Source organism: Pseudoalteromonas sp. MB47 (genome assembly GCF_011319765.1).
Lineage (GTDB): Bacteria > Pseudomonadota > Gammaproteobacteria > Enterobacterales > Alteromonadaceae > Pseudoalteromonas > Pseudoalteromonas simplex.
Genome location: NZ_VFBD01000008.1, coordinates 141,124 through 164,730, shown reverse-complemented (window position 1 = coordinate 164,730; position 23,607 = coordinate 141,124). Strand labels below are relative to the sequence as shown.

Genomic DNA, 23,607 nt, shown 5'->3' with positions numbered 1-23,607 from the left:
GTAATGAAAATTAGTAAAACAGTAAACAGGATACTTCTTTGTGCCTTTGCTGCGGTTAGCTTTTCTAGTTCAGCAGAAGATATAGAGCTTTATGTAAATCATAATGTTGATCTCGATGAGAAACCTCGCGTATTAATTGTATTCGATACTTCTGGAAGTATGGCCTTTTCTACTAGTTCGGGTAACAGTTGTGGGTTCTCAAATGGTTTGTATATCCCGTGTTCAGATAGTCGGTTAGGCGTTGCACAAGATGCTATTACTAAACTGGTTGATGGTAACGATGATATTGATTTTGGCATAATGCGCTTTAATAGTACTGAAGGTGGTTATGTACTTGCTGGTATTGGCTCGCCAATGTCAACGTTGAAAACGACGATTGCCAATTTACCTGCTGATGGTGGTACGCCGCTGACTGAAACTTTGTGGGAAGCATACTTATATATTACAGGGCAAAACTTATTCTATGGTGAAAAAGTCAATGAGCTTTTACGTGATACTTCCGTAGAGAATAAATCAACTACAACAAACAGAGTTCGTAAATGTTACTGGTGGGGGTGTCGTTGGGAAAATGAAGTCATCACTAATTTCTCATATATTTCACCATTTGATAATCCTGATGAAGTAAAGCGCTGTGATAACTCCGTTAATATTATCTACATGACAGATGGGGACCCATCTGCAGGATCTGATAATGAGCAAGACTCTAATATTAGCGCATTATATAAGTCGTATTTTGGTAGCTCATTATCAAATGACGATAAAATTGCAGGGGTTCTTCTACACAAGTTAGCTCAGATCATACATGGCACTGATGATGTTGAAGTCGACTTAAGGCCAACCACAACGGATATCCATGAAACAGGGCGTGTATATACCATCGGCTTTGGTAGTGGGATGAGTAATAACGGTAAAAATCTACTTTCGGAAACCGCTCGATTAGGCGGTGGCCAGTACCTGCATGCGAATACGTCGGAGCAATTATCCGAGGCATTGAAAAATACAATCACCCAAATCCGTGAAGTAAATGATAGTTTCACTTCACCGTCAATCGCGAGTAACAATGTTGATCAAACCCGTAGCCGCGAATCGATTTACTACGCTATGTTTTACCCTGAAACGGGTGCGCGTTGGCGTGGAAATTTGAAAAAATTAAAAGTGTCTGGTGATCAAATTGTTGATTCAACAGGTAAATCAGCACTTAATGAAGATGGTTTGATTTCTAATAAAGCGAGAACGTTCTGGCTACCAACTAATGAAGAAGCTGATGGAAATACAGTGCAACGTGGTGGCGTAAATCTACATTTAACGAAACTAGCATCGCGAAAGTTATACACAGACGCGGGTAAGTCTAGTCTAGTAGATTTTACAAAAGCAAATGTTTCGAGTGCCTTAGGTGGCGATGAAAAAGCCGCGAAGTTGTTTGGGGTTGATAAGTCACAATTACAAAAAACAATAGATTGGGCGCGCGGGATAGATGTTGATAACGAGGATGGAGATTCTTCATCAGTGGACCAGCGACAAGATATTTTCGGTGATCCGCTACATTCTAAACCCGTTACAATTGATTATGGTAATGATGACATTCGCATTTTAATTGGTACAAATGCAGGCTTTTTACACTTTTTCCAAGATAAAAAGGACGTTCTTAAAGAAAGCTGGGCATTTATTCCAAGTAGCTTGTACAAAATAATTAAGCCGCTACGAGAGAATCAAGCGAACACTAAAGTATATGGTGTTGATGGTCCAATATCTGTATTTTTCGATGACAAAAATAATGATGGTGTGGTAGATGGGAGTGATCGTGTTTGGGCATTTTTTGGTTTGAGGCGTGGTGGTAACTATTACTATGGCTTAGATATTACAAACCCCGACTCACCAAGTTTACTGTGGAATCAACCTATTGAAGGTGGTTCCGGTGACTTCAAAGAGTTAGGTCAAACTTGGTCTAAGCCTACGGTTACCTATATTAATATGGAAGGCTATAAAAACCGCCCTGTATTGATTTTTGGTGCGGGTTACGACACTAACAAGGATAACGTGATCCGAACAGATGATAACGAAGGCCGCGGGATCTATATTGTTGATGCGCAAACAGGAAATAAAATTTGGGCACTAACTCCAACCGAAAACGGTTTTAAAGGTAAGCACAGTATTGCGGCTGATGTTAGTGTTCTTGATTCGGATTATGATGGCTTTGTTGACCGTTTATATGCAACTGACACAGGTGGTGATATTTGGCGAATAGATATGCCGAGTGAAAAACCAAATAGCTCTGATAGTCCTTGGACTCACTTCAAACTTGCAAGTTTGGGCAGTTCTTTGAGTACGCAAGATAGGCGTTTTTTCTACAAGCCGCTGATAGCAAGAACTATGTTCAGCAAGGTCACAGAAACAACTATTAATGGGAAAAAAATATTTTCTCGACGAGATACACCCTTTGATGCAGTTTTAGTTGGCAGTGGTAATCGTTCAAAGCCAACTTCAACAGTAACTAAGGATCAACTTTTCATGATTCGAGATATTAATACAGTTACTCAATCTTTTGTAGGTAGTGACGTACCCAAGGTAATTACTCAATCTGATTTAATGAATATGGACTCAGATCCATTTGGTAATGCGCTTGATAATGTCGATAAATTTACCAAGCTAGAAGTTGAACTTGGAGCTTATAAAGGCTGGTATTATAACCTTCCGTCAGTGGGAGAAAAATCACTTGCTGCGAGTACAGTTATAGGGGGGGTTGCCTATTTCACAAGCTATACCCCTGCTTCTGCAACCGAGACAACTAACCAGTGCTCGTTAACTGGTGGCTCAGGAAGCGTATATGCCTTTCATTTACACTATGGCACAAAGGTTTACGATAGCCTGAAATTTACTACTTCCAATGATGTTCCGGACACACCTCAGTTGTATTTTGGCGTGGGGAATAGTTGTGTTGATAATAATAATAATGGCTATTGTGATGACTTACCTGATCCTGACAACCCAGATGTCATTAAAGATACTGAAGATAAAGTTGAAGAGTTAAGTCAATTTCTAACAATTGGACCTGGTATTAAGGGGCAAGAAAACCCATTTAAGGTTCAAGAAATCTTAGGTCCAGGTATAACTGTTGAAGACGGTAAAATTAAGCTTGTTAGTGATGCAGTGCCTATTGGCTTTGGCTTTAAAACACAACAAACTTTCATCTACAAGCAAGAGCGAAACGATAATAGCCAATAAAGCACTAAGCGAATGCTCTGCCTTAGATGTTAAGGCAGAGCATGTGGTAGCGATTTGAATACTCGCCTTAATTGCATAATTATTGTTAGCCATCTAAGATAAGAACAAATAGGGGTAATTCCTGTAAAAAAACAATCATATAGGTTTTTAAAAAATGAACTTTATAAGAACAAAGGGTCATAACGGTTTTACGCTAATCGAGCTTATGATTACTGTAGCTATCTTGGGGATCATCGCGAGCATTGCTATTCCTAGTTATTTTGAGCACGTAAAACGTACTGCTCGAACTGAGGCAATTACTTCGTTATTAGATGCAGCTAATAAGCAAGAGCAGTATTTTGTCGATAATCGAGAATATACAAGCACAATTGCTGATTTAGGTGTTTCTAGTACTACAGAAAATAACTTTTATACCATTAGTGTCGAGGTAGATAATGACGCAGGTACATTTATATTTAAGGCAACACCTGAGTCTGGACCGCCGTTACAGGATAGCGAGTGCAAAACTTTATCTATTTCTGATACGGGTTTAAAAACGTCAACAGGGTCTGCTGATTCAAGCACATGTTGGGGTAAATAAGCTTTATCAATTATCAGTTTGGCATTTATCAGTATCAATTAACCTGACCCGTCCAAATGGACTAACGCTTATAGCAAGCCCTTTGAGGCTTGCTTTACTATATTCTGGGCAGTAGATAAAAGTACCATTACCTAGCCCCATCGGCATACCTGCTGGGCTAAATGTGACTGAATGACGCTGGTACGTCAGCATGTCGAACTTACTTATTGCTTCGATTTCCATTAGTTTAGTATCACCACTTTCAAATACACCTAGCACGCCTCTGTCTACAAAAACGGTTAACGATTTGTGCCATATAGCTTTGTTGCATCTGTTGTGTTTTAAGGCGCAGAAGGTGACATAGGCATCATTTGTTTGCGCTTTTAGGCGAGTAAACTGCAGCGCTCTTTTCACCGTTTGCATGTTGCTTTCTAAACGGTTTTTGGCCAGAAGTGGCTTATATTCAAATAAGACGAAATGCAGCAGGAGTGATAAAATTGATAACACTATTAGGCTTTCAATTAACGTCGCTCCATTGAGGCTGCGCAGAGTTGTAAATGCCTTCATCCTTGAAGACTCCAAAATTGCGACTGTTTATTTAACTATAATTCGAGAGTGTGGGCTGTCAATTTACCAAGCTTAATTACAGCCATCTGTCGTAGTACCAATATATAAAGCAGTCCCTGAGGTAAATACTTCTAGTTGTTTGTTATTATCGTCATCAGCTTTTGAAGGGCAGTAAGTGAACTTTCCTTGACTTGACGTGAGCATACCGCTGGTATCAAAAATAATAGAATTATCTCCAGTGAAATTTAACTGACTGCTTTCTGGAACTTCTTCCATGACTCTTAAAATGATATCGCCAACTCTTGGGTTATAAACGCCATTTTGATTCGAATCGAAAAAGACGAATACAGTACCTTGGCTCCAATCGTTTAAACATGGAACTCGTCTGTTACTTTCAACTCTTGAAGTATTGCCACTACAAACAACAATAATTGCATCACTACTTGTTGCTTTTGCGCGTGCAAAACTGAGTGTGCGTTTTAACTCTAACAAATAGCTCTCTGCACGGTCATTTTCAAGCATGTCTGAGCTATCCCAGATCGCAATAGTTGCAATAATACCTACAATAGCAATCGTGACCATTAACTCCAATAATGTAAAACCCTGTTGCAATGATTTCATTGTTGTCTCTATTTTGAATCACTTTGTTTAATAATATCATGATTGCTGATTTAATCACCGTAATTCATAGCTTTGTTTGCCATCAGCAATGGGATTGTCTAAAATCGAGGCAATCGAGAAATAATAAGTAATCCGAAAATGAAAAAAATCGAAGCAATTATTAAACCATTTAAGCTTGATGATGTGCGCGAAGCATTATCAGATGTGGGCATCACAGGTATGACGGTAAGCGAAGTAAAAGGCTTTGGCCGTCAAAAAGGACACACCGAGCTTTATCGCGGTGCTGAGTATATGGTGGACTTTTTACCTAAGGTAAAATTAGATATCGTATTAAGCGATGAAGATGTTGACCGTGCTATCGATGTTATCGTTAAAACATCGCAAACAGGTAAAATTGGTGACGGTAAAATCTTTGTCACTGACGTTGAGCGTGTAGTACGAATTCGTACCGCTGAAGAAGACGAAGATGCGATTTAATTCCAACTGAAACTCGCACCTTGAGGTGGTTTGGGTATATTCGATCGCAAATATTAAAAAAGGCGCCTTAGGCGCCTTTTTTGCTTTTAGTTTATTTTTAACGCTTATTAGCTTCACGTGTTGCTTTAGCGTGTTCACTCAGCTCAGGTAAGCCAAGTTTGTTGTAGCTTTTTTCCATGATCTCTAGCGCTTGATCAAGGTAGCTGCTTTGTGAGTAGTGCTCAACCACGTATTTACCACGGTTTGCTGCAGCAAGGTATGCCTCACGCTCATAGTAGTATTCAGCAACTTTTAACTCATAGCGAGCCATTTTATTCAGTAGCCACACTAAACGTTTTTTCGCTTCTGGTGCATAAGCACTGTTAGGAAAACGCTTTAAAAGCGTTGATAAATCAGTAAATGCGACACGAGTACGGTTTGCATCTCTGTCAGCACGGTCTACACCAAAATATTCTTGGAATGCGTTTTCATCCGCTTTGATGTTTACCAAGCCACGCATGTAGTACATGTAGTCTAAGTCTTTATGGTTTGGGTTTAAGCGAATAAAACGGTCGATTGTTGCGAGTGCTTGCTCAGTATTACCTGCTTGATAATGCGCATACACTAAGTCCATTTGTACTTGTTTTGATAAAGGACCAAAAGGGTAGCGAGAATCAATAGCGCTTAATAGCTCAATTGCACGGGCATATAAGCCAGAATCTAATGTTTGTTTTGCATCTTCATATAAAGCTTGTGCAGATTTATTAGGAACGCGTTGGATATCTTCTTGATCCGGTGCTGATGAACAGGCACCTAAGCCAAGTACAGATACTGAAAAAACTATGGCGAACGCACGTTTCCCTATTTTATTTATCATTTTATTTCTTACCTTCGATGTCTTCGGCTAGGCCAAGTGAGGAAAACCGAGTAAACTATACGTATTATATTAAAGCGATTCTAACCCAGTCGAGCACAGCTTGCACTGGTAAATTGGGTAAAGTTACTAATGTCAGAGCAAATTTCTCTCCAAGCCGAGGTTCCAATTGACCTTGGCGGTAAACGTCTAGACCAAGTATTAGCGCAATTGTTCCCTGATTATTCTCGATCACGTATAAAAACGTGGATTTTGGATGATAAAATCACTGTAAACGGTGAAATATTAAACACACCGCGCGAAAAACTACTCGGTGGCGAAATGGTGAGTGTAGAAACAACCATCGAAGCCCCTCGTGAATATGAGGCACAAAATATCAAATTAAACATCGTTTATGAAGACGATGATATTTTGGTAATTAATAAACCAATGGGATTAGTCGTTCATCCAGGTGCGGGTAACCCAGATGGCACGGTATTAAATGCTTTACTGCACCATTATCCTGACATTATTAATGTACCTCGTGCGGGTATTGTGCATCGTCTAGATAAAGACACTACTGGTTTAATGGTGGTGGCGAAAACAATTCCGGCACAAACACATTTAGTATCTGCATTACAGAAGCGTGAAAACTTCACCCGTGAATACGAAGCAATTTGTAATGGCACAATGACTGCTGGTGGCATGGTTGAAAAACCAATTGGTCGTCATGCAACAAAACGTACTCACATGGCCGTGCATGAAATGGGCAAACCAGCGGTTACGCATTATCGTGTTGCAGAAAAATTCCGTGCACATACACGCTTACGTTTACGCCTAGAAACAGGCCGTACTCACCAAATTCGTGTACACATGGCTTATTTAAACCACCCATTAGTTGGCGACCAACTGTATGGTGGTCGTCCGCGCCCGCCAAAAGGTGCTACACCTGAGCTGTTTCAAATGCTACGCGACTTTAAACGCCAAGCATTACATGCTGTTAAGCTATCAATTGCGCACCCAATCACTGGTGAGCTAATGACTTGGCAAGCGCCAATTCCAGATGATATGGCAGCTATGACAGAAGCTTTACGCGCTGATACTAAAGCAAACCCAAATATCGAGTTTTAAGCGTTATGATCACACCAGCATGGACTGCCCCAAACTCTGTTAGCGCACTGAGTACCACCCGACAGGGCGGTGTTTCGGCTGCACTCTTTGATAGTTTTAATGTGGGTTTACATGTTGGTGATGATGAGCAAGCTGTGCTTGCAAATCGCGCCTTACTTACAAATCAGCTGCCAAACCCTGCTGTGTGGTTAAACCAAACACATAGCAGCGATGTAGTCGTGATTGATGAGCAGTCTGATTTAAGCGAACTACGCTCTGCTGATGCGCTTTACACCCGATTAATAAAGCAGCCGCTGGCGATAATGACCGCAGACTGTTTACCAGTATTGCTTTGCTCGAGTTCTGGGGATGAAGTCGCTGCTGTCCATGGTGGCTGGCGTGGTTTAGCGCAAGGTATATTGGCAAACACGGTTTCGCACTTTCAAGCGCCAGCGAGCGATATTATTGCTTGGTTAGGCCCTGCCATTGGTCCTTCGCAATTTGAAGTCGGGCAAGACGTTAAAGAGTGTTTTTGCTTACAAAACCCTGTGCATCAACAAGCCTTTACAGCCAAACATGAAAAATACATGGCTGATATCTACTTACTGGCACGTCAGCAACTGGCACAATTAGGCGTGGTTAAAATATATGGTGGTGAGTACTGTACTGTCACTGATAAATCACAGTTTTTCTCTTATCGCCGCGACGGACAAACAGGCCGTATGGCGAGCTTGATCTGGCGCAATTAATACGCCTTTTATACGATTAAATTTTCTTCTTTTACTTGAACAAATCACTAAGCATACCCATTAATTAAGCAATTAGATTTTTTAATAGGTAAACCCTTATGCGTTTAGATAGATTTACAAGTAAATTTCAATCTGCGCTTTCAGATGCGCAGTCATTAGCACTTGGGCGCGATCATCAATTTATTGAGCCTGTGCATTTAATGTATTCATTGCTTCAGCAAAATGGTTCAAGCGTGCGTGCGCTACTTGCACAAGCAGGTGTCAGTGCTGATGAGTTAAATACCAAGTTATCTCAAGAAATCGAAAAACTGTTTAAAGTTGAAGGCATTGGTGGCGATGTTCAGCTGTCAAATAACCTGATTTCGTTAATTAACTTATGTGATAAATACGCTCAAAAACGAAAAGATAAATTCATTTCGAGTGAGTTATTTGTCCTTGCCGCGTGTGATGATAAAGGTCCATTAGGCGAAATTTTTAAAGCACTGAATATTACTTCTAGCAAGATTGAATCTGCAATTGAAGCCATTCGTGGCGGCCAAAAAGTAGAAGATCCAAATGCTGAAGAAACTCGTCAGGCATTAAAAAAATTCACCATCGATTTAACTGAGCGAGCAGAGCAAGGTAAGCTTGATCCAGTCATTGGCCGTGATGACGAAATTCGTCGTACTATCCAAGTATTACAACGCCGTACTAAAAATAATCCGGTGTTAATTGGTGAGCCGGGGGTAGGTAAAACGGCAATTGCCGAAGGCCTTGCGCAACGAATTATCAATGGAGAAGTACCTGAAGGCTTAAAAAACAAGCGAGTATTATCGCTTGATTTAGGTGCTTTGGTTGCGGGTGCTAAATACCGTGGTGAATTTGAAGAGCGTTTAAAATCAGTATTGAATGAACTTGCCAAAGAAGAAGGTCAAGTCATCCTTTTTATTGATGAAATTCATACTATGGTAGGCGCAGGTAAAACAGACGGTGCAATGGATGCGGGTAATATGTTAAAGCCTGCACTTGCCCGTGGTGAGTTACATTGCGTGGGTGCCACAACCCTTGATGAGTATCGCCAATACATCGAAAAAGATGCGGCACTTGAGCGTCGTTTCCAAAAAGTGTTTGTTGATGAACCATCGGTTGAAGACACCATTGCGATTTTACGTGGTTTAAAAGAGCGTTATGAGCTGCATCACTCAGTTGATATTACCGATCCGGCTATTGTTGCTGCGGCGCAGTTGTCGCACCGTTACATCAGCGATCGCCAATTACCAGATAAGGCAATAGATTTAATTGACGAAGCGGGTTCTTCAATTCGTTTGCAAATTGACTCAAAACCTGAGTCTTTAGATAAGCTAGAACGTCGTATTATTCAGTTAAAACTGGAAGACAATGCGCTGGCGAAAGAAAAAGACGAAGCGAGTCAAAAGCGCCGCACCGAAATGCAAGAGCTGATCACTGAACTTGAAGCACAATACCGCGAGCTAGACGAAGTGTGGAATGCCGAGAAGGCCTCATTGCAAGGCACGCAAGTTATTAAAGCTGAGCTTGAGCAAGCGCGCCTTGATTTAGAAGTGGCACGTCGTGCTAGTGATTTACAGCGCATGTCTGAACTACAATATGGTCGTATACCTGAGCTTGAGCGTAAACTCGACCTTGCTTCGCAAGCTGAAATGCAAGAAATGAGCTTGCTTAAAAACCAAGTAGGTGAAGACGAAATTGCGGAGATTTTATCGCGCTGGACAGGCATTCCGGTATCGAAAATGCTGCAAGGTGAACGTGAAAAACTACTGCAAATGGAAGATCAATTACATCACAAAGTGATTGGTCAAGATGAAGCCGTTGTCGCTGTTGCGAATGCAATTCGTCGCTCTCGCGCTGGGCTTGCTGATCCAAATCGCCCAATCGGTTCATTTCTATTCTTAGGCCCAACAGGGGTGGGTAAAACTGAGCTGACAAAAGCACTAGCCAGCTTTATGTTTGACACTGAAGATGCCATGGTGCGCATTGATATGTCGGAGTTTATGGAGAAACACTCGGTGGCACGTTTAGTCGGTGCACCTCCGGGTTATGTTGGCTATGAAGAGGGCGGCTATTTAACTGAAGCTGTACGCCGTCGTCCGTATTCAGTCATTTTATTGGATGAGGTCGAAAAAGCGCACCCTGATGTATTTAACATCTTACTGCAAGTGCTTGATGATGGCCGCTTAACAGATGGTCAGGGTCGCACCGTTGATTTTAAAAATACGGTGATCATCATGACCTCTAACTTGGGTTCAGATATTATCCAAGAGCAAGCGGGTTCAAATGATTATGCCGGGTTGAAAGAAAAAGTGATGGGTGTATTGGTCAGTCAGTTCCGCCCTGAGTTTATTAACCGCATCGACGAAACCGTGGTATTCCACCCACTTGCTAATGAGCACATTAAAGAAATTGCTGATATTCAGTTAAGTAAGCTACGTGAGCGATTAACTGAAAAAGGCTACATTCTTGAAGTTACAGATGCAGCTTTAGACCGCATCGCAGAAAGTGGTTTTGATCCTGTGTATGGTGCAAGGCCTTTAAAACGTGCTATTCAACATACCATTGAAAACCCATTAGCACAGCGATTATTAGGCGGGGATTACCAGCCAGGTGCCATCATTCATATTGATGCTGATGAGAATGGACTTGTATTCTCGAGTCGTTAATTAGCCTAAAAAACAAAAGCCGCATCATTTATGATGCGGCATTTTGTATCAGTTAAGTTTAAACTTTAAAGGTTAACAGCATATCGTTAACTTTGCGTGAGCCTTCAACTAGCCCCGCTGCATCTTTAGCCACGTTGTAGCTAAGCTTTAAGTTCTCTTCGCTGTGTCCTTTTATGCTTTCTACATTTTCGCGAATATCGGTGCTGACAACTTGTTGTTCCTCAGCAGCCGTCGATATCTCAGTCGCAAGGCCTGATATTTCATCAATTTGCGCGAAGATGCTCGCTAGCTCAGTTTGAGTGTGAGCAGTCGTATCAACACAACTATCTGCTTGCGCTTTAGTTGATTGCATCACTTTAGACCAGCTAAATAAAGTATCTTGAATTTCTTTAATTGAGCTGTGAATTTGCGAAGTTGCATTTTGAGTACGTGAAGAAAGTGCGCGTACTTCATCTGCTACAACTGCAAAACCACGGCCATGCTCACCTGCACGTGCTGCTTCAATTGCTGCATTCAGTGCTAATAAGTTTGTTTGTTCAGCAATGCCTTCAATCTCACTCATTACTTGGCCTATTTTGTCAGCTTCACTAGCAAGAGAGTTAGCAGTAGTGGCAGCTTGCTCTACTTGGTTAGCTAGATCAGACACCATGCTACTGTTATCTTCAATATGCAGTTTGATATCGTTACAGCTTTGATAAGTTGTCTTAACCTTATCAGCTGTATGATGAGTATTAGCAGAAATTTCGCCAATCGTTGCGCTCATTTGCGTCATTGCTGTGGCAATATCACTCAAACGTTGACTTTGTGCAGCAATGCCTTGCTCAGTTAGTGACGATTGTTTATCTAAGCTGGTGGCAATATTTTTAAACGAGTAAGTAGAGTCTTTAACACGACCGAGCACCGTTCTGAGCTTTGCAAACAGCATTTGCTGATTAAAGGCAGCAATGCTAAATGGATGTGATCCTGAATAGACATACCTTGATACTGAATCAAACTCTGCACGTTGCTGCTTTAAATGGCTAGGCGTAACAACCAGTTCGTCATAATTTAGAGCAAAAAGTAGCGCTATAAGCGCACATGCGGCTAAAGCAACCATCCATGACGCGGCCACAGCTAAACCAACAATACCTGCAACTAATAAAATAGCTGATACTATTTGTCTTATTGAAATATTCTCACGCAATGATGCGATTGATTTACCATCATTAATTTTAGTGTAGAGCGCTTTTGCACGACTCTTTAATTGCTCAGTTGGTTTGGTACGTACAGATTGATAGCCAACTAACTGCCCATGTTCGTAAATTGGCGTTACGAACGCATCGACCCAATAGTAGCGACCATCTTTGCAGCGGTTCTTCACCATGCCACGCCAAGAGTGACCTTGTTTTAGTTTTTCCCACATCTCTTTAAATGCCGCTTTAGGCATATCAGGGTGGCGTACTATGTTATGGTTTTTTCCGAGGAGTTCTTCTTCGCTGTAACCAGCAATAGCACAAAATTCCTTATTTACGTATGTGATAACACCACGTAAGTCAGTGGTAGAGACAAGCTCTTGATTGTCAGAGTATGTTACTTCCTGATTAATGATTTCTTGCCCACGACGCATATGAGTCCTTGAAATATACTTTTTTATGGTGCGCGGATTATAAACTCAGAAAAATGTAAGGGAAGAGCTTGAAGATTGATCTTTGTTAAACTTTTAAAAATTGTTTAAGAGAATTGATCTAGAACAATAACGAAGCAGAAAAAATATGGTTGCTCTAGTTCTTTAGTATTGGATGAAAGAATTGTTATCTTGTTTCGGTCTTTGTTTGCACTAATAAAATTTATACTCGTCACTGCGGTCACTAAAGCAATTGTATAATATGACTCACAGTGGCAAGATTAACTTTCAGTGTAAGGACTTTTCAGAAACTTATAATTGGCTCTTGAGTAATTATTTTTAGCCCCCATACACTTAGGATTAAAGCCACCTGGCTCGAGGAAGCATTTTTGATAAAACATGATTTAAATAAAACGCTAGCAGCGTTAACAGCTCAATTTCCTAACGCAATTAATGGGATTAAACGTGGTATCGAGCGAGAAGCTTTAAGGATCAAACCAAGTGGTCACATATCAAAGCTGGGGCATCCAAAAGGCGTTGGGAGTGCGTTAACTAATGAGCATATCACGACTGACTTTTCTGAATCTTTGCTAGAATTTATCACTCCAGTGAGCACATCAGCTGAGCAAACCCTAGCCCAGCTAAAAGACTTACAAAAGTTCACATTGTCACATATGAATGATGAACTTCTATGGCCGATTAGTATGCCATGTTTTATTGAGCATCAAGACGACATTGTATTGGCGCAGTTTGGTGATTCAAATATAGGGCGTATGAAAACACTTTATCGTGAAGGCCTTAAAAATCGTTATGGCAGTATGATGCAAGCGATTGCTGGTGTTCACTTTAATATTTCATTTCCTGAAACCTTATGGCAGAGCTTATATCAGCTAAATGAAAGTAAAGTAAGCTTGTCGGACTTTATATCACAAGGTTATTTAGGTCTGATCCGCAATTTTAAGCGTGAGCTTTGGCTTATCAGTTATTTGTTTGGTGCTTCACCGGCTTTGTGTAATTCGTTTCTACAAGGGCGTGAAACAGATTTACCCTTTAAAAAATTGGGTAAAGGCACGCTTTATTTAGAAGTCGGTACAGCACTACGTCTGGGAAATCTTGGCTACACAAATAGTGCACAATCGTCTTTACGTGTTATGTATAACTCATTAGAAGAATATGTGGCTGGGTTAAAAGAAGCAATCCACTTATCTTCGGATTTGTATGGTCATCTTGATGATTATAAAAGTGCCGAACCAAAGCAGCTAAACAAAAACATACTGCAAATCGAAAACGAGTTTTACTCGCCAATTCGTCCTAAGCGTAATGCAGCTTCGGGTGAAACACCGACTGATGCGTTGTTACGTGGCGGTATAGAATATATAGAAGTACGTGCATTGGATGTTAATCCGTTTAGTGAAACTGGAATTGATCTACAGCAAATTCGCTTCTTAGATGTTTTCTTAACCTATTGCCTATTAAGCGAATCTCCAGAAATGGATTGGCAAGAGCAAAAATTAAGTACTGCAAATTTAGATGCGGTCGTTAATGATGGTCGTGATCCAGAGTTAATGTTAACAAAAGAGGGGCGGGCTACTAGCTTAACTGAGTGGGCGCATGCTATTTTTGATAAATTACACCCAGTAGCACAGTACATGGATAAAGCTTACGGTGTGAGCTATTACTCTGAAACTATAAAAGAAATGGTAACCTGGGTCGAGGATCCTAGTAAAACCTTTTCTGGTAGATATGTAGCAGCACTTGCAAATGAAAACCAGGATAATGGTCATTTCGCTTTAGCACTTGCACAGCAGTACAAGCAAAGTCACCTTGATGCAGATTACCAATTTTATGATCAAGCATTTTTGGCAGAGCAAGCTGCTGACTCGGTGCTTAAAGAGCGTGAAGTTAAAGCGGCAGACAGTGTATCTTTCACTGCATTTTTAGATGACTATTTTTCTAAAGCTTAGTATGTTGTAGGCATAAAAAAACGCAGCCTAGGGAGGCTGCGTCAAAGATTCTTCAGGGATGAAACAATGCTATACTGCTGCATTCATAAGTTCAGACTGACCTGACGAGAAAAAGTTCAGCGAGATCCATAAAAAAATGAAAAAAAGTATAATTATTTTATCGCTGGCCGCATCATTGGCTGGTTGTGCAACGGCTCCTCCTGAGCAACCTCATGATATTTGTAAAATTTTTGAAGAAAAACCCGATTGGTATTACGATGCCCGTGATGCACAAGAAAAATGGGGCTCGCCAAAACATGTACTGATGAGCATGATGTATCAAGAAAGTTCATTTCGTCATGATGCAGCGCCGCCAATGGAGTACTTCTTGTGGGTAATTCCAATCGGCCGTGCCAGCTCGGCATATGGCTACTCACAAGCAAAAACCCCAACATGGTCTGATTACATTCGCGAAACAGGTAATAGCGGTGCAGACAGAGATGATTTTGACGATGCAATCGATTTTATGGCCTGGTTCGTTTACAAAACCCATAAAGTAAATGGTATATCAAAGTGGGATGCCTATGCGCAGTACCTTAATTATCACGAAGGGTGGGGCGGCTATAAGCGAGGCACTTACAAAAGTAAGAAGTGGCTAATGAGTGTTGCAAATAAAGTTAAACATCGAGCAAGCCGCTATGGCGCTCAACTTAAAAAATGTGAAGCAGATTTAGATAAGAACTGGTTTGAGCGTTTATTTAGTTAATACATAAATAAAAAGCCCGCATCAATTAGCGGGCTTCTTTTTCTTTATTTACCTGGAAACTGGTGAATATGAACATCCCTTTGCGGGAATGGAATAGTAATATCAGCAGCGTCGAAGGCAATTTTAACTCGCTCGTACAAGCCAAAATACACTGGCCAGTAGTTATCAGACTCCACCCACGCCCATACCAACATGCCGATATGGCTTTCACCGTGCTGGCTAACATGAACAGATGGTTTCTTATCTTCGATGTCTTTTAATACCAAATCATAATCATCAAGCACGCTCATAAGCACATCACGTGCTTTATGAACATCATCTCCGTAACTAATACCAAATTCGATTGCAACACGGTGTAGAGGTTCTGCGAACTTATTCTTAACGCAGCCGTTTGATAGCGTGCCATTAGGGATAATGATTTTTTCATTGTCGTAGGTGAGTAAAACGGTGACAAAAATTTGTATTTCAACAACTTTCCCCATATAGCCTTGTGCTTCGATTACATCACCCACTTTAAAGGGTTTAAAGAATAAAATAAGCACGCCACCTGCAAAGTTAGCAAGGCTACCTTGTAGTGCCATGCCCACCGCAAGGCCAGCAGCACCTAGCATTGCAATAAATGACGTGGTTTCTATACCAATCATCGAAGCAACAGAGATCAGTAATAGTATTTTTAGAATGACTGAGATAAAAGAGACTAAAAAGTGCGTAAGGCCAACTTCGAATTTGACCTTATTCATTGATTTTTCAGCCATATTGGCAATTCTACCAATTAACCACCAACCTATAATTAAAACCAGTATTGCGAGGATAAACTTTGGCCCGTAAAGCATCAGCAATTCGATAGCTTGGTTATAGATTTTCTCGATTGATATTTCGTCCATTATTTTCCCTTTTATATCAATATATGCAAAAGAAAATAATAGTAGAGGAATTTGTGTTTGGTTGTGCGGGTTAGCTTTTAAAATGTGAATCTTCAGAGGTAATTAAGCTATAAGTAACAAAAAGGAGTAGCAAGCTACTCCTTTTGTTTAGGTTAAGTTGAAAGCTATTCAGTGCGTTTACTTGGAATAACTTTAACTAACTTCACCATATTTTCTTTTATCTCAATAACTTCAATAGGGTAGCCGGCAATACGCAAGCTTAGGTTTGAGTCTGGGATGTCCTCTAAGTATTCAACAATTAAACCACTTAGCGTTTTCGGGCCATCAATCGGTAGCTCCCAACCCATTTCTTTATTTAAATCACGAATATTAGCACCGCCATCAACAAGTACTGAGCCATCATCTTGCTCTGTTACTTCTTCACTCGGTGTACGCGTTTGCGTTGTAGTGAAATCACCCACAACTTCTTCAAGAATATCTTCAAGTGTTACTAGACCTTGAATATCACCATACTCATCAACGACTAAGCCAATACGCTCTTTTGATTGCTGGAACTTAAGTAGTTGCGTGTTCAGTGATGTGCCTTCAGGAATAAAGTAAATTTCACGTACCGCACGCAGTAGTGATGGTTTATCAAACTGCTCTTTAGTTAATAGGCGCAGTGCATCTCGTGAGTGAATAAAGCCAACAGCATCATCAATTTGATCACGATACAACAAAACGCGAGTGTGTTGTGCATGAGTAAGTTGGCGGCTGATAAGCTTCCAGTCATCATTGATATCGATAGCAACAATTTCGTTGCGTGGGATCATGATATCTTCAACAGTGACTTGCTCTAAATCTAAAATTGAAGTCAGCATACTTTGGTGGCGAGCAGGTAATAGTGCACCTGATTCGTTCACCACAGTTTTTAATTCTTCTTTACTTAAGCTGTGCTCTTCAATTTGTGCTGTGGTAATACCAAACAAGCGTAACATGCCGTTAGTCATCCAGTTTACGATAACCACAAACGGGAAAAGGATTTTCAAAAGGCCTTTAAGCACAATTGAACTTGGAAAAGCAACCTTCTCTGGGTATAGCGCAGCAAGTGTTTTTGGCGTTACTTCGGCAAAGATTAAAACAACCAGCGTTAGCGCGCCGGTTGCAATAGCGATACCGAGATCACCATACAAACGAATACCAATAATCGTTGCAACCTGTGCTGCAGCGATATTTACAAGGTTATTACCAATTAAGATCAGACCAATGAGTCTGTCAGGGCGACTTAATAGTTTGCTGACGCGCTTCGCTGCACGGTGATCTTCTTTAGCAAGATGACGCAGGCGAATACGGTTGATTGACATAATTCCAGTCTCAGAACCAGAAAAATAAGCAGAAATAAGTATCAATAATCCCAATATAATAAACAGGGTACTAGTCGATATGTCGTCCAAGGATGGATCCTTTTTTTATAAATCAGTGCATATTAAGCTAGAGACAGCTTGCTGAGTCAAGTTAAAACTTATTTAGAACCACTTCTTGGATGAAACGGCTGCCAAAATAAGCAAGTGACAAGATAAAAGCGGCTATCATGATCGAAAACACCACAGGCTTTCCACGCCAGCCTTGGCGTAAATGACCTACAGTGACCACGGTGAAAATGAGCCAAGCAATTAGTGATAAGACTGTTTTGTGGATAAACTCACTGGCAAACATTCCCTCTAAGAAGATGAACCCAGAAAGGAGAGCAAAAGTCAGTAAGATAGTACCCAGCGTGAGTAATTGATATAGCTGACGCTCAACCACCATTAAAGGAGGGAGGTGGCTGTGTACAATTGCCAAGTCTTTGCGTTTGAGGCGCTTATCAATAAAGTAGAACTGTACAGCATAAAGTGTTGAGATTATCAAAACACAATAGGCTAGCAGTGATAACGATATGTGAGTAACTAAACCAAGCTCAACATCGATTGATTGCAAAATCACATGATGTGGTATAAACAAGCTGGCAAGAGTCAGTAAGGCTGCAAAACCATAAACAACTGGCAACAATAAAGTCGCAGGGAATTTGAGAGACACAGCAGTTACCGACACCACAATGACCCAACAGGTTAATAAAGCAACGTTGACGATACTTAAATCTTGGCCGTCAGCACGAAAAACTGAATTAACCAGTAATAGCATATGAGCAAGGATAGCCACAGTGCTAAGAATGACTGTGAGTTTTTGGCTTGGACCTTGTTTGTGAAAAAGGCGTGATAGCACATGTGACGTTGCTAACACATAAAACAAACTAGCAATAATAGTTAAACTAATAATCATCGTGTTTTGGCCACTTAATTTATATCGATAAATCCTTGTCTCTTTGATGCCATTGTATTTTATAGCAAGGCAAAAGCATAGAGTTTGTAAAAAGAAACTCAAACTGCGCACTTGAACACTGTATTGTCGACCACCATTTACGGTATACTGCTAGGAATTAAATTTTAATATTGCCTGTATTGTCACCAAACTTGTTTGATTTATGTACATTGCAGGTGCAACACGTTTTATCGGAACCTTTACATGTTTGAGAATCTCCAAGAACGCTTAGGTAAAACCTTAAAAAATATCAGTGGCCGCGGACGCCTAACTGAAGACAATATAAAAGATACATTACGCGAAGTCCGCATGGCATTTTTGGAAGCGGACGTTGCATTACCTGTTGTTCGTGAATTCGTTAAGCAAGTTAAAGAACGCGCCGTAGGTGTTGAGGTAACAAAAAGCTTAAGCCCTGGCCAAGTCTTTATTAAGATCGTTCGTGAAGAACTTGAAAAAGCCATGGGTGAAGCTAACGAAGAGCTAAGCCTTAATGCACAGCCGCCAGCGGTAGTGATGATGGCGGGTTTACAAGGTGCTGGTAAAACGACCAGTGTTGGTAAACTAGCTAAATTCTTAAAAGAGCGTAAAAAGAAGTCTGTATTAGTTGTGAGTGCCGACGTTTATCGTCCGGCAGCAATCAAACAGCTTGAAACACTGGCTGATGAAGTGGGTGTTGAGTTCTTCCCAAGTGACATTTCACAAAAGCCGGTTGATATCGCAAACAATGCGATTTCTCACGCGAAGAAAAAATTCATTGATGTGGTATTAGTTGATACTGCAGGTCGTTTACACGTCGATAACGACATGATGGACGAGATCAAAGCACTTCACAGCGCGATTAACCCAATCGAAACCTTATTCGTTGTTGATGCGATGACAGGTCAAGATGCGGCAAACACCGCAAAAGCATTTGATGAGGCACTGCCTTTAAGTGGTGTGATCTTAACCAAGACCGATGGTGATGCCCGTGGTGGTGCTGCATTATCGATTCGCCATATTACTGGTAAGCCAATTAAGTTTATGGGTGTGGGTGAACGCACTGATGCTCTTGAACCATTCCACCCCGACCGTATTGCTTCTCGTATCCTAGGTATGGGTGATGTACTTTCATTAATCGAAGAAGTCGAAATGAAAGTAGATAAAGAGAAAGCAGCTAAAGTTGCCGAAAAAGTATTTAAAGGTGATGGCTTCACATTAGATGACTTTGCTGAGCAACTTCGTCAGATGAAGAACATGGGCGGTATGATGTCGATGCTTGATAAGCTGCCAGGCATGCAAAACCTACCAGACGCTGTAAAAGGCCAGATGGGTGATAAAACTTTCGTACAAATGGAAGCCATCATCAACTCTATGACGCCAAAAGAGCGTGCCCGTCCTGAAATCATCAAAGGCTCGCGTAAAAAACGTATTGCAGCAGGTTCTGGTACTCAGGTGCAAGAAATCAATAAACTGCTTAAGCAATTTACGCAAATGCAGAAGATGATGAAGAAGATGAAAGGCAAAGGTGGCATGAAGAAAATGATGCGCGGCATGAAAGGCATGTTACCACCAGGGATGATGGGTGGTGGCCCTAAATTTTAATAGTACTGTCTATTAAATGTATAAAAAGGAGCATATAGCTCCTTTTTTTGTAGATAATTTATGCGTAGTTGTTAGCTGCATGTAAGATTTAAAGCCCAGATCAGTGTTTAATCAACTAAACTTACATTTTGCAGCAGTTCTTACTTGCAATGTTGCAAAAAACTCGTACAATTCCCCAGCTTCCCGTATTGGGGAGTAAATCTTATTAATGAAAACAGTCAATCTAATGTAGAGGACGGTATGGTAACTATTCGTTTGCAACGTGGTGGCGCTAAAAAACGCCCTTTCTATCAAATTGTGGTTGCGGATAGCCGTTTCTCGCGTGACGGTCGCTTCATCGAGAAAGTAGGTTTCTTTAACCCAATCGCTTCTGGTCAGGAAGAAAAAGTACGTTTAGATTTATCTCGTGTTGATCACTGGGTAGGTCAAGGCGCATCTCTTTCAGATCGCGTAGCTAAGTTAGTTAAAGACGCTCGTAAAGCGGCTTAATAGGCGTAAGAGTAACCATGAGTCAAGAGAACACCTCGTATATTACAGTAGGAAAGCTCGGTGCCCCGTATGGTATAAAGGGCTGGCTTAAGGTGCATTCATTTACTGATGATCCCGAAGGGATCTTCGATTTCAGCCCATGGTTGATAGGGCAACAAGGTAAATGGCAGACCTTAGAAGTGGTCGACTGGCGTCGCCACAACAAAGGCTTTATCGCTAAAGTTGCGCAAGTAAACGACCGAGACGAAGCAATGGCTTTAACCAATGCAGAAATCTCAGTAGATGCAGCGCAGCTACCAGAATTACCGCAAGGTGAATTCTATTGGCGAGATCTGATCGGCATGTCTGTTATAACTGATAAAGGTTATAACTTAGGCACTGTTGATGACCTAATGGAGACAGGGTCAAATGACGTTTTGGTTGTGAAAGCAAACAAAAAAGATGCATTTGGCCAAGCAGAGCGTTTAATTCCTTTCTTAACAGATTCTGTTATTAAAGAAGTTAAACATGATGCAAGAGAAATTACCGTAGACTGGGACCCAGGGTTTTAATGTCACAAACGAGTTCGCTATGGGTAGGGGTGATAAGCCTTTTCCCGGACATGTTTGATGCGATTACCACCCAAGGGGTAACAGGTCGCGCAGTTAAAAATGGTCTAATCGACTTTAACTGTTGGAACCCACGTGACTATGCCACTGATAAGCATAGAACTGTGGATGATCGTCCTTACGGGGGCGGTCCTGGCATGTTAATGATGGTTGAACCATTGAAACAAGCTATCCTTGACGCCAAAAAAGCGGCAGGTGATGGTGCAAAAGTAATTTATATGTCCCCGCAAGGGCGCAAATTAGATCAGCAAGGTGCAAGCGAGCTTGCACAATCAGAAAAGCTGATTTTAATTGCAGGTCGCTATGAAGGTATAGATGAGCGAATCATAGAATCATACGTTGACGAAGAATGGTCAATTGGTGATTTTATTTTAAGTGGTGGTGAGCTACCCGCGATGACGCTAATTGATGCAGTAGCACGATTAGTACCAGGGGTGTTAGGTCATAACCAGTCAGCTGAGCAGGATTCATTTTCGAATGGCTTGCTTGATTGTCCTCACTATACACGGCCAGAGACATTGGATGATAAACAGGTGCCTGCTGTATTACTCAGCGGAAACCACCAAGAAATCGCTAAGTGGCGCACAAAGCAGTCACTTGGTAGAACTTGGCTTCGTCGTCCTGACTTGTTGCATAACCTAGCTCTGACTGAGGAGCAAGCGGCACTCCTTGCTGAATTTCAGCAAGAGTACCAACAAGCTTGTGGCTAGAAGACAGTTACACCTAGGAAAGTGAGAAATATAATGGCAAAAGTAAACCAAAATATTATTAAAGCGCTTGAAGAAGAGCAGCTTAAAACAGACGTACCAGCATTCGGCGCTGGTGATACAGTAGTTGTACAGGTACGTGTAAAAGAAGGTAACAAAGAGCGTCTACAGGCCTTTGAAGGTGTTGTAATCGCTAAGCGTAATCGTGGTCTTCACTCAGCATTCACAGTTCGTAAAATCTCGAGCGGTGAAGGTGTTGAGCGTGTATTCCAAACGCACAGCCCTCTTATCGATAGTATCTCAGTTAAACGTCGCGGTGCAGTTCGCCGTGCGAAACTTTACTATCTACGTGAGCGTTCTGGTAAATCTGCACGTATTAGAGAAAAACTTAACTAATACGCGCTGTTTTACAACGCAAAATAAAACGGGTTGCAGCCTTAGGTTGCAACCCGTTTTGGTTTTTATACCACAAAAATAATTTACCCCTCTGAGAGATACTCCCTTCTAACTTATCTACTTACTCCTATTTATCCCTTTATAAGCTATGCTACAAGAGCGTTGGGGCTTTGTGCTTTGGCTGTTATCCTGTTACTATAATTTGTATTAAAAGCTTTACTTTTTTGTATATAAATATTTACGTTTATAGGGTTTGAGGTGTAGTAACGTGGTAACAGTGAATGATCTAGCTGATTTAAGAGCAGGAATAGATGAATGTGATGCGCAATTGGTGGCATTACTGGCAAAGCGTAATGGGATTACAGAAAAAATAGGCGCAATTAAGCAACAAATCGGAGCACCATTACATGCCCCAGATCGCGAGGCTGAGTTACTTGCAGCTCGTCGTCAAGAAGCTGTCGCACAAGGGGTTAACCCTGAGTTAGTTGAAGATATATTGCGTCGTATGATGCGTGAAGCGTATCAAAACCAACAAGGTAGCCTTGCCTGTGTTGCACCCCAATTATCACCCATTGTAATTGTGGGTGGTGAAGGTGCCATGGGTCAGTTATTTGCTCAACAATTTACTCGTTCAGGTTATGAAGTGCGTATTTTAGATAAAGCACAGCAAGGACAAAGTGAGACGATATTAAAAGGGGCAAAATTGGTTCTTGTCAGTGTGCCAATTAATGCACTTGAGCAAGTCGTCGCAGCGCTACCGACACTTGATGATGACTGTTTGCTGGTTGATATTACCTCTGTTAAGCAAAAACCTTTAAAAGCACTTATGGCGGCTCATAGCGGCCCTGTAGTTGGCTTACACCCCATGTTTGGCCCAGATATTTCACATTGGGTAAAACAAACGGTGGTCGTGTGTGAAGGGCGAGATCATGAAGTAGCTAAAGGGTTAATGGCACAACTACAAGTTTGGGGCTGCCAAGTAGTTGAAATGGATGCTAAAAAACACGATGAAGCAATGCAGATCATTCAGGTTATGCGTCACTTAACAACCTTTGTATATGGCCAGTTTCTTGCCAAGCAAAGCCATACACTTGCAGAGCTTCGCAGCTGCTCATCACCCATTTATCAGTTAGAGTTAATGATGGTCGGGCGCTTATTTGCCCAATCGCCAGAGCTTTACTCTGACATCATGTTAGCACAATTCGAAGATGTAGAAGCACTGCTTGCCAACTACCAAGATACTTTTGCAGACACGCTAGAAAAGCTAAAAGCAGGGGATAAAGCATCATTGATTGCCGCATTTGCTGATGCAAAAGAATACTTCTCTGATGCAACTGCACATTTCTTAACGCAAAGCCGCAGCTTACTCAACAAAGCAAACGACGCGAAAGTGCTTGATTAAACAGCTAATCTAGCAAAAAAGAGCTCTATCAAAAAAGCCCGCATCAAGCGGGCTTTTTAGTTTCAACAGTTTTGTTTTA

The 23,607-nt window shown here is 41.2% G+C and carries 21 protein-coding genes; 14 read left to right on the top strand and 7 right to left on the bottom strand.

The features are described 5' to 3' along the window. Positions 1-3 precede the first annotated feature (3 nt). Together IMPJCBKJ_RS04865 and IMPJCBKJ_RS04860 are read left to right on the top strand one after the other, a co-directional pair. Complete coding sequence (locus IMPJCBKJ_RS04865; RefSeq protein WP_166339023.1) at positions 4-3,222, top strand: PilC/PilY family type IV pilus protein; 3,219 nt, start codon at positions 4-6, stop codon at positions 3,220-3,222. A 154-nt stretch (positions 3,223-3,376) separates the two neighbouring features. After that, on the top strand, positions 3,377-3,802 hold the full coding sequence (locus IMPJCBKJ_RS04860; protein ID WP_166339021.1) for a type IV pilin protein: 426 nt from the start codon (positions 3,377-3,379) through the stop codon (positions 3,800-3,802). Between the two features lie 6 nt (positions 3,803-3,808). Here IMPJCBKJ_RS04860 and IMPJCBKJ_RS04855 read toward each other — a convergent pair whose 3' ends face one another. Then, on the bottom strand, positions 3,809-4,348 hold the full coding sequence (locus tag IMPJCBKJ_RS04855) for a GspH/FimT family protein (protein WP_166339019.1): 540 nt from the start codon (positions 4,346-4,348) through the stop codon (positions 3,809-3,811). Between the two features lie 72 nt (positions 4,349-4,420). Continuing rightward, complete coding sequence (locus IMPJCBKJ_RS04850) at positions 4,421-4,969, bottom strand: GspH/FimT family pseudopilin (protein WP_166339017.1); 549 nt, start codon at positions 4,967-4,969, stop codon at positions 4,421-4,423. 138 nt (positions 4,970-5,107) lie between these two features. Here IMPJCBKJ_RS04850 and IMPJCBKJ_RS04845 point away from each other — a divergent pair, with 138 nt between their 5' ends. Then, positions 5,108-5,446 carry a P-II family nitrogen regulator gene (locus tag IMPJCBKJ_RS04845; RefSeq protein ID WP_054551748.1) on the top strand — a complete coding sequence of 113 codons (339 nt, stop codon included), beginning with the start codon at positions 5,108-5,110 and terminating at the stop codon, positions 5,444-5,446. Between the two features lie 97 nt (positions 5,447-5,543). Here the strand turns inward: IMPJCBKJ_RS04845 and IMPJCBKJ_RS04840 are convergent, their stop codons facing one another. Then, the gene (locus IMPJCBKJ_RS04840; RefSeq protein WP_054551747.1) at positions 5,544-6,302 is read right to left on the bottom strand and encodes an outer membrane protein assembly factor BamD; all 759 of its coding nucleotides are present in this window, start codon (positions 6,300-6,302) and stop codon (positions 5,544-5,546) included. 129 nt (positions 6,303-6,431) lie between these two features. Between IMPJCBKJ_RS04840 and rluD the strand changes: the two genes are divergently transcribed. From rluD to clpB, 3 genes are all read left to right on the top strand, one after another. Continuing rightward, entirely contained in the window at positions 6,432-7,409 is a 978-nt protein-coding gene (rluD, locus tag IMPJCBKJ_RS04835) for a 23S rRNA pseudouridine(1911/1915/1917) synthase RluD (protein ID WP_054551746.1), read from the top strand. A gap of 5 nt (positions 7,410-7,414) precedes the next feature. Next, on the top strand, positions 7,415-8,137 hold the full coding sequence (gene pgeF / locus IMPJCBKJ_RS04830) for a peptidoglycan editing factor PgeF (protein ID WP_166339015.1): 723 nt from the start codon (positions 7,415-7,417) through the stop codon (positions 8,135-8,137). 98 nt (positions 8,138-8,235) lie between these two features. Beyond that, a complete protein-coding gene (gene clpB / locus IMPJCBKJ_RS04825) occupies positions 8,236-10,812 on the top strand; it encodes an ATP-dependent chaperone ClpB (RefSeq protein ID WP_138601533.1) in 2,577 nt (858 codons plus the stop codon). Between the two features lie 58 nt (positions 10,813-10,870). Here the strand turns inward: clpB and IMPJCBKJ_RS04820 are convergent, their stop codons facing one another. Further along, a complete protein-coding gene (locus IMPJCBKJ_RS04820; RefSeq protein ID WP_166339013.1) occupies positions 10,871-12,418 on the bottom strand; it encodes a PAS domain-containing methyl-accepting chemotaxis protein in 1,548 nt (515 codons plus the stop codon). A gap of 386 nt (positions 12,419-12,804) precedes the next feature. On the opposite strand from IMPJCBKJ_RS04820, the gene gshA reads away from it, so the two are divergent. Further along, positions 12,805-14,379 (top strand): glutamate--cysteine ligase, encoded by a 1,575-nt coding sequence (gene gshA / locus IMPJCBKJ_RS04815; protein WP_054551742.1) that lies wholly within the window; start codon positions 12,805-12,807, stop codon positions 14,377-14,379. A gap of 136 nt (positions 14,380-14,515) precedes the next feature. After that, positions 14,516-15,124: a hypothetical protein gene (locus IMPJCBKJ_RS04810; RefSeq protein WP_054551741.1), complete on the top strand. Its 609-nt coding sequence runs from the start codon at positions 14,516-14,518 to the stop codon at positions 15,122-15,124. Positions 15,125-15,168: 44 nt separating this feature from the next. Here the strand turns inward: IMPJCBKJ_RS04810 and IMPJCBKJ_RS04805 are convergent, their stop codons facing one another. The 3 genes from IMPJCBKJ_RS04805 to ccsA form a co-directional block, all read right to left on the bottom strand. Further along, the gene (locus tag IMPJCBKJ_RS04805) at positions 15,169-16,008 is read right to left on the bottom strand and encodes a mechanosensitive ion channel domain-containing protein (protein ID WP_138601540.1); all 840 of its coding nucleotides are present in this window, start codon (positions 16,006-16,008) and stop codon (positions 15,169-15,171) included. A gap of 164 nt (positions 16,009-16,172) precedes the next feature. Further along, positions 16,173-17,441, bottom strand: a complete 1,269-nt coding sequence (locus IMPJCBKJ_RS04800; RefSeq protein WP_130051057.1) for a CNNM domain-containing protein — start codon at positions 17,439-17,441, stop codon at positions 16,173-16,175. Positions 17,442-17,502: 61 nt separating this feature from the next. Continuing rightward, positions 17,503-18,306, bottom strand: a complete 804-nt coding sequence (gene ccsA / locus IMPJCBKJ_RS04795) for a cytochrome c biogenesis protein CcsA (protein WP_054551738.1) — start codon at positions 18,304-18,306, stop codon at positions 17,503-17,505. A 243-nt stretch (positions 18,307-18,549) separates the two neighbouring features. On the opposite strand from ccsA, the gene ffh reads away from it, so the two are divergent. The 6 genes from ffh to tyrA all read left to right on the top strand — a co-directional run bounded on the left by ffh (position 18,550) and on the right by tyrA (position 23,528). After that, positions 18,550-19,926, top strand: a complete 1,377-nt coding sequence (gene ffh / locus IMPJCBKJ_RS04790; protein WP_054551737.1) for a signal recognition particle protein — start codon at positions 18,550-18,552, stop codon at positions 19,924-19,926. 240 nt (positions 19,927-20,166) lie between these two features. Further along, entirely contained in the window at positions 20,167-20,415 is a 249-nt protein-coding gene (gene rpsP, locus IMPJCBKJ_RS04785; RefSeq protein ID WP_054551736.1) for a 30S ribosomal protein S16, read from the top strand. A 17-nt stretch (positions 20,416-20,432) separates the two neighbouring features. Beyond that, positions 20,433-20,966, top strand: a complete 534-nt coding sequence (gene rimM, locus IMPJCBKJ_RS04780) for a ribosome maturation factor RimM (protein WP_054551735.1) — start codon at positions 20,433-20,435, stop codon at positions 20,964-20,966. After that, on the top strand, positions 20,966-21,733 hold the full coding sequence (gene trmD, locus IMPJCBKJ_RS04775; RefSeq protein ID WP_054551734.1) for a tRNA (guanosine(37)-N1)-methyltransferase TrmD: 768 nt from the start codon (positions 20,966-20,968) through the stop codon (positions 21,731-21,733). The genes rimM and trmD overlap by 1 nt, the downstream gene beginning before the upstream one ends. 33 nt (positions 21,734-21,766) lie before the next feature. Beyond that, the gene (gene rplS, locus IMPJCBKJ_RS04770) at positions 21,767-22,126 is read left to right on the top strand and encodes a 50S ribosomal protein L19 (protein WP_054551733.1); all 360 of its coding nucleotides are present in this window, start codon (positions 21,767-21,769) and stop codon (positions 22,124-22,126) included. A gap of 268 nt (positions 22,127-22,394) precedes the next feature. Next, complete coding sequence (tyrA, locus tag IMPJCBKJ_RS04765; RefSeq protein WP_166339011.1) at positions 22,395-23,528, top strand: bifunctional chorismate mutase/prephenate dehydrogenase; 1,134 nt, start codon at positions 22,395-22,397, stop codon at positions 23,526-23,528. Positions 23,529-23,607: the final 79 nt, after the last annotated feature.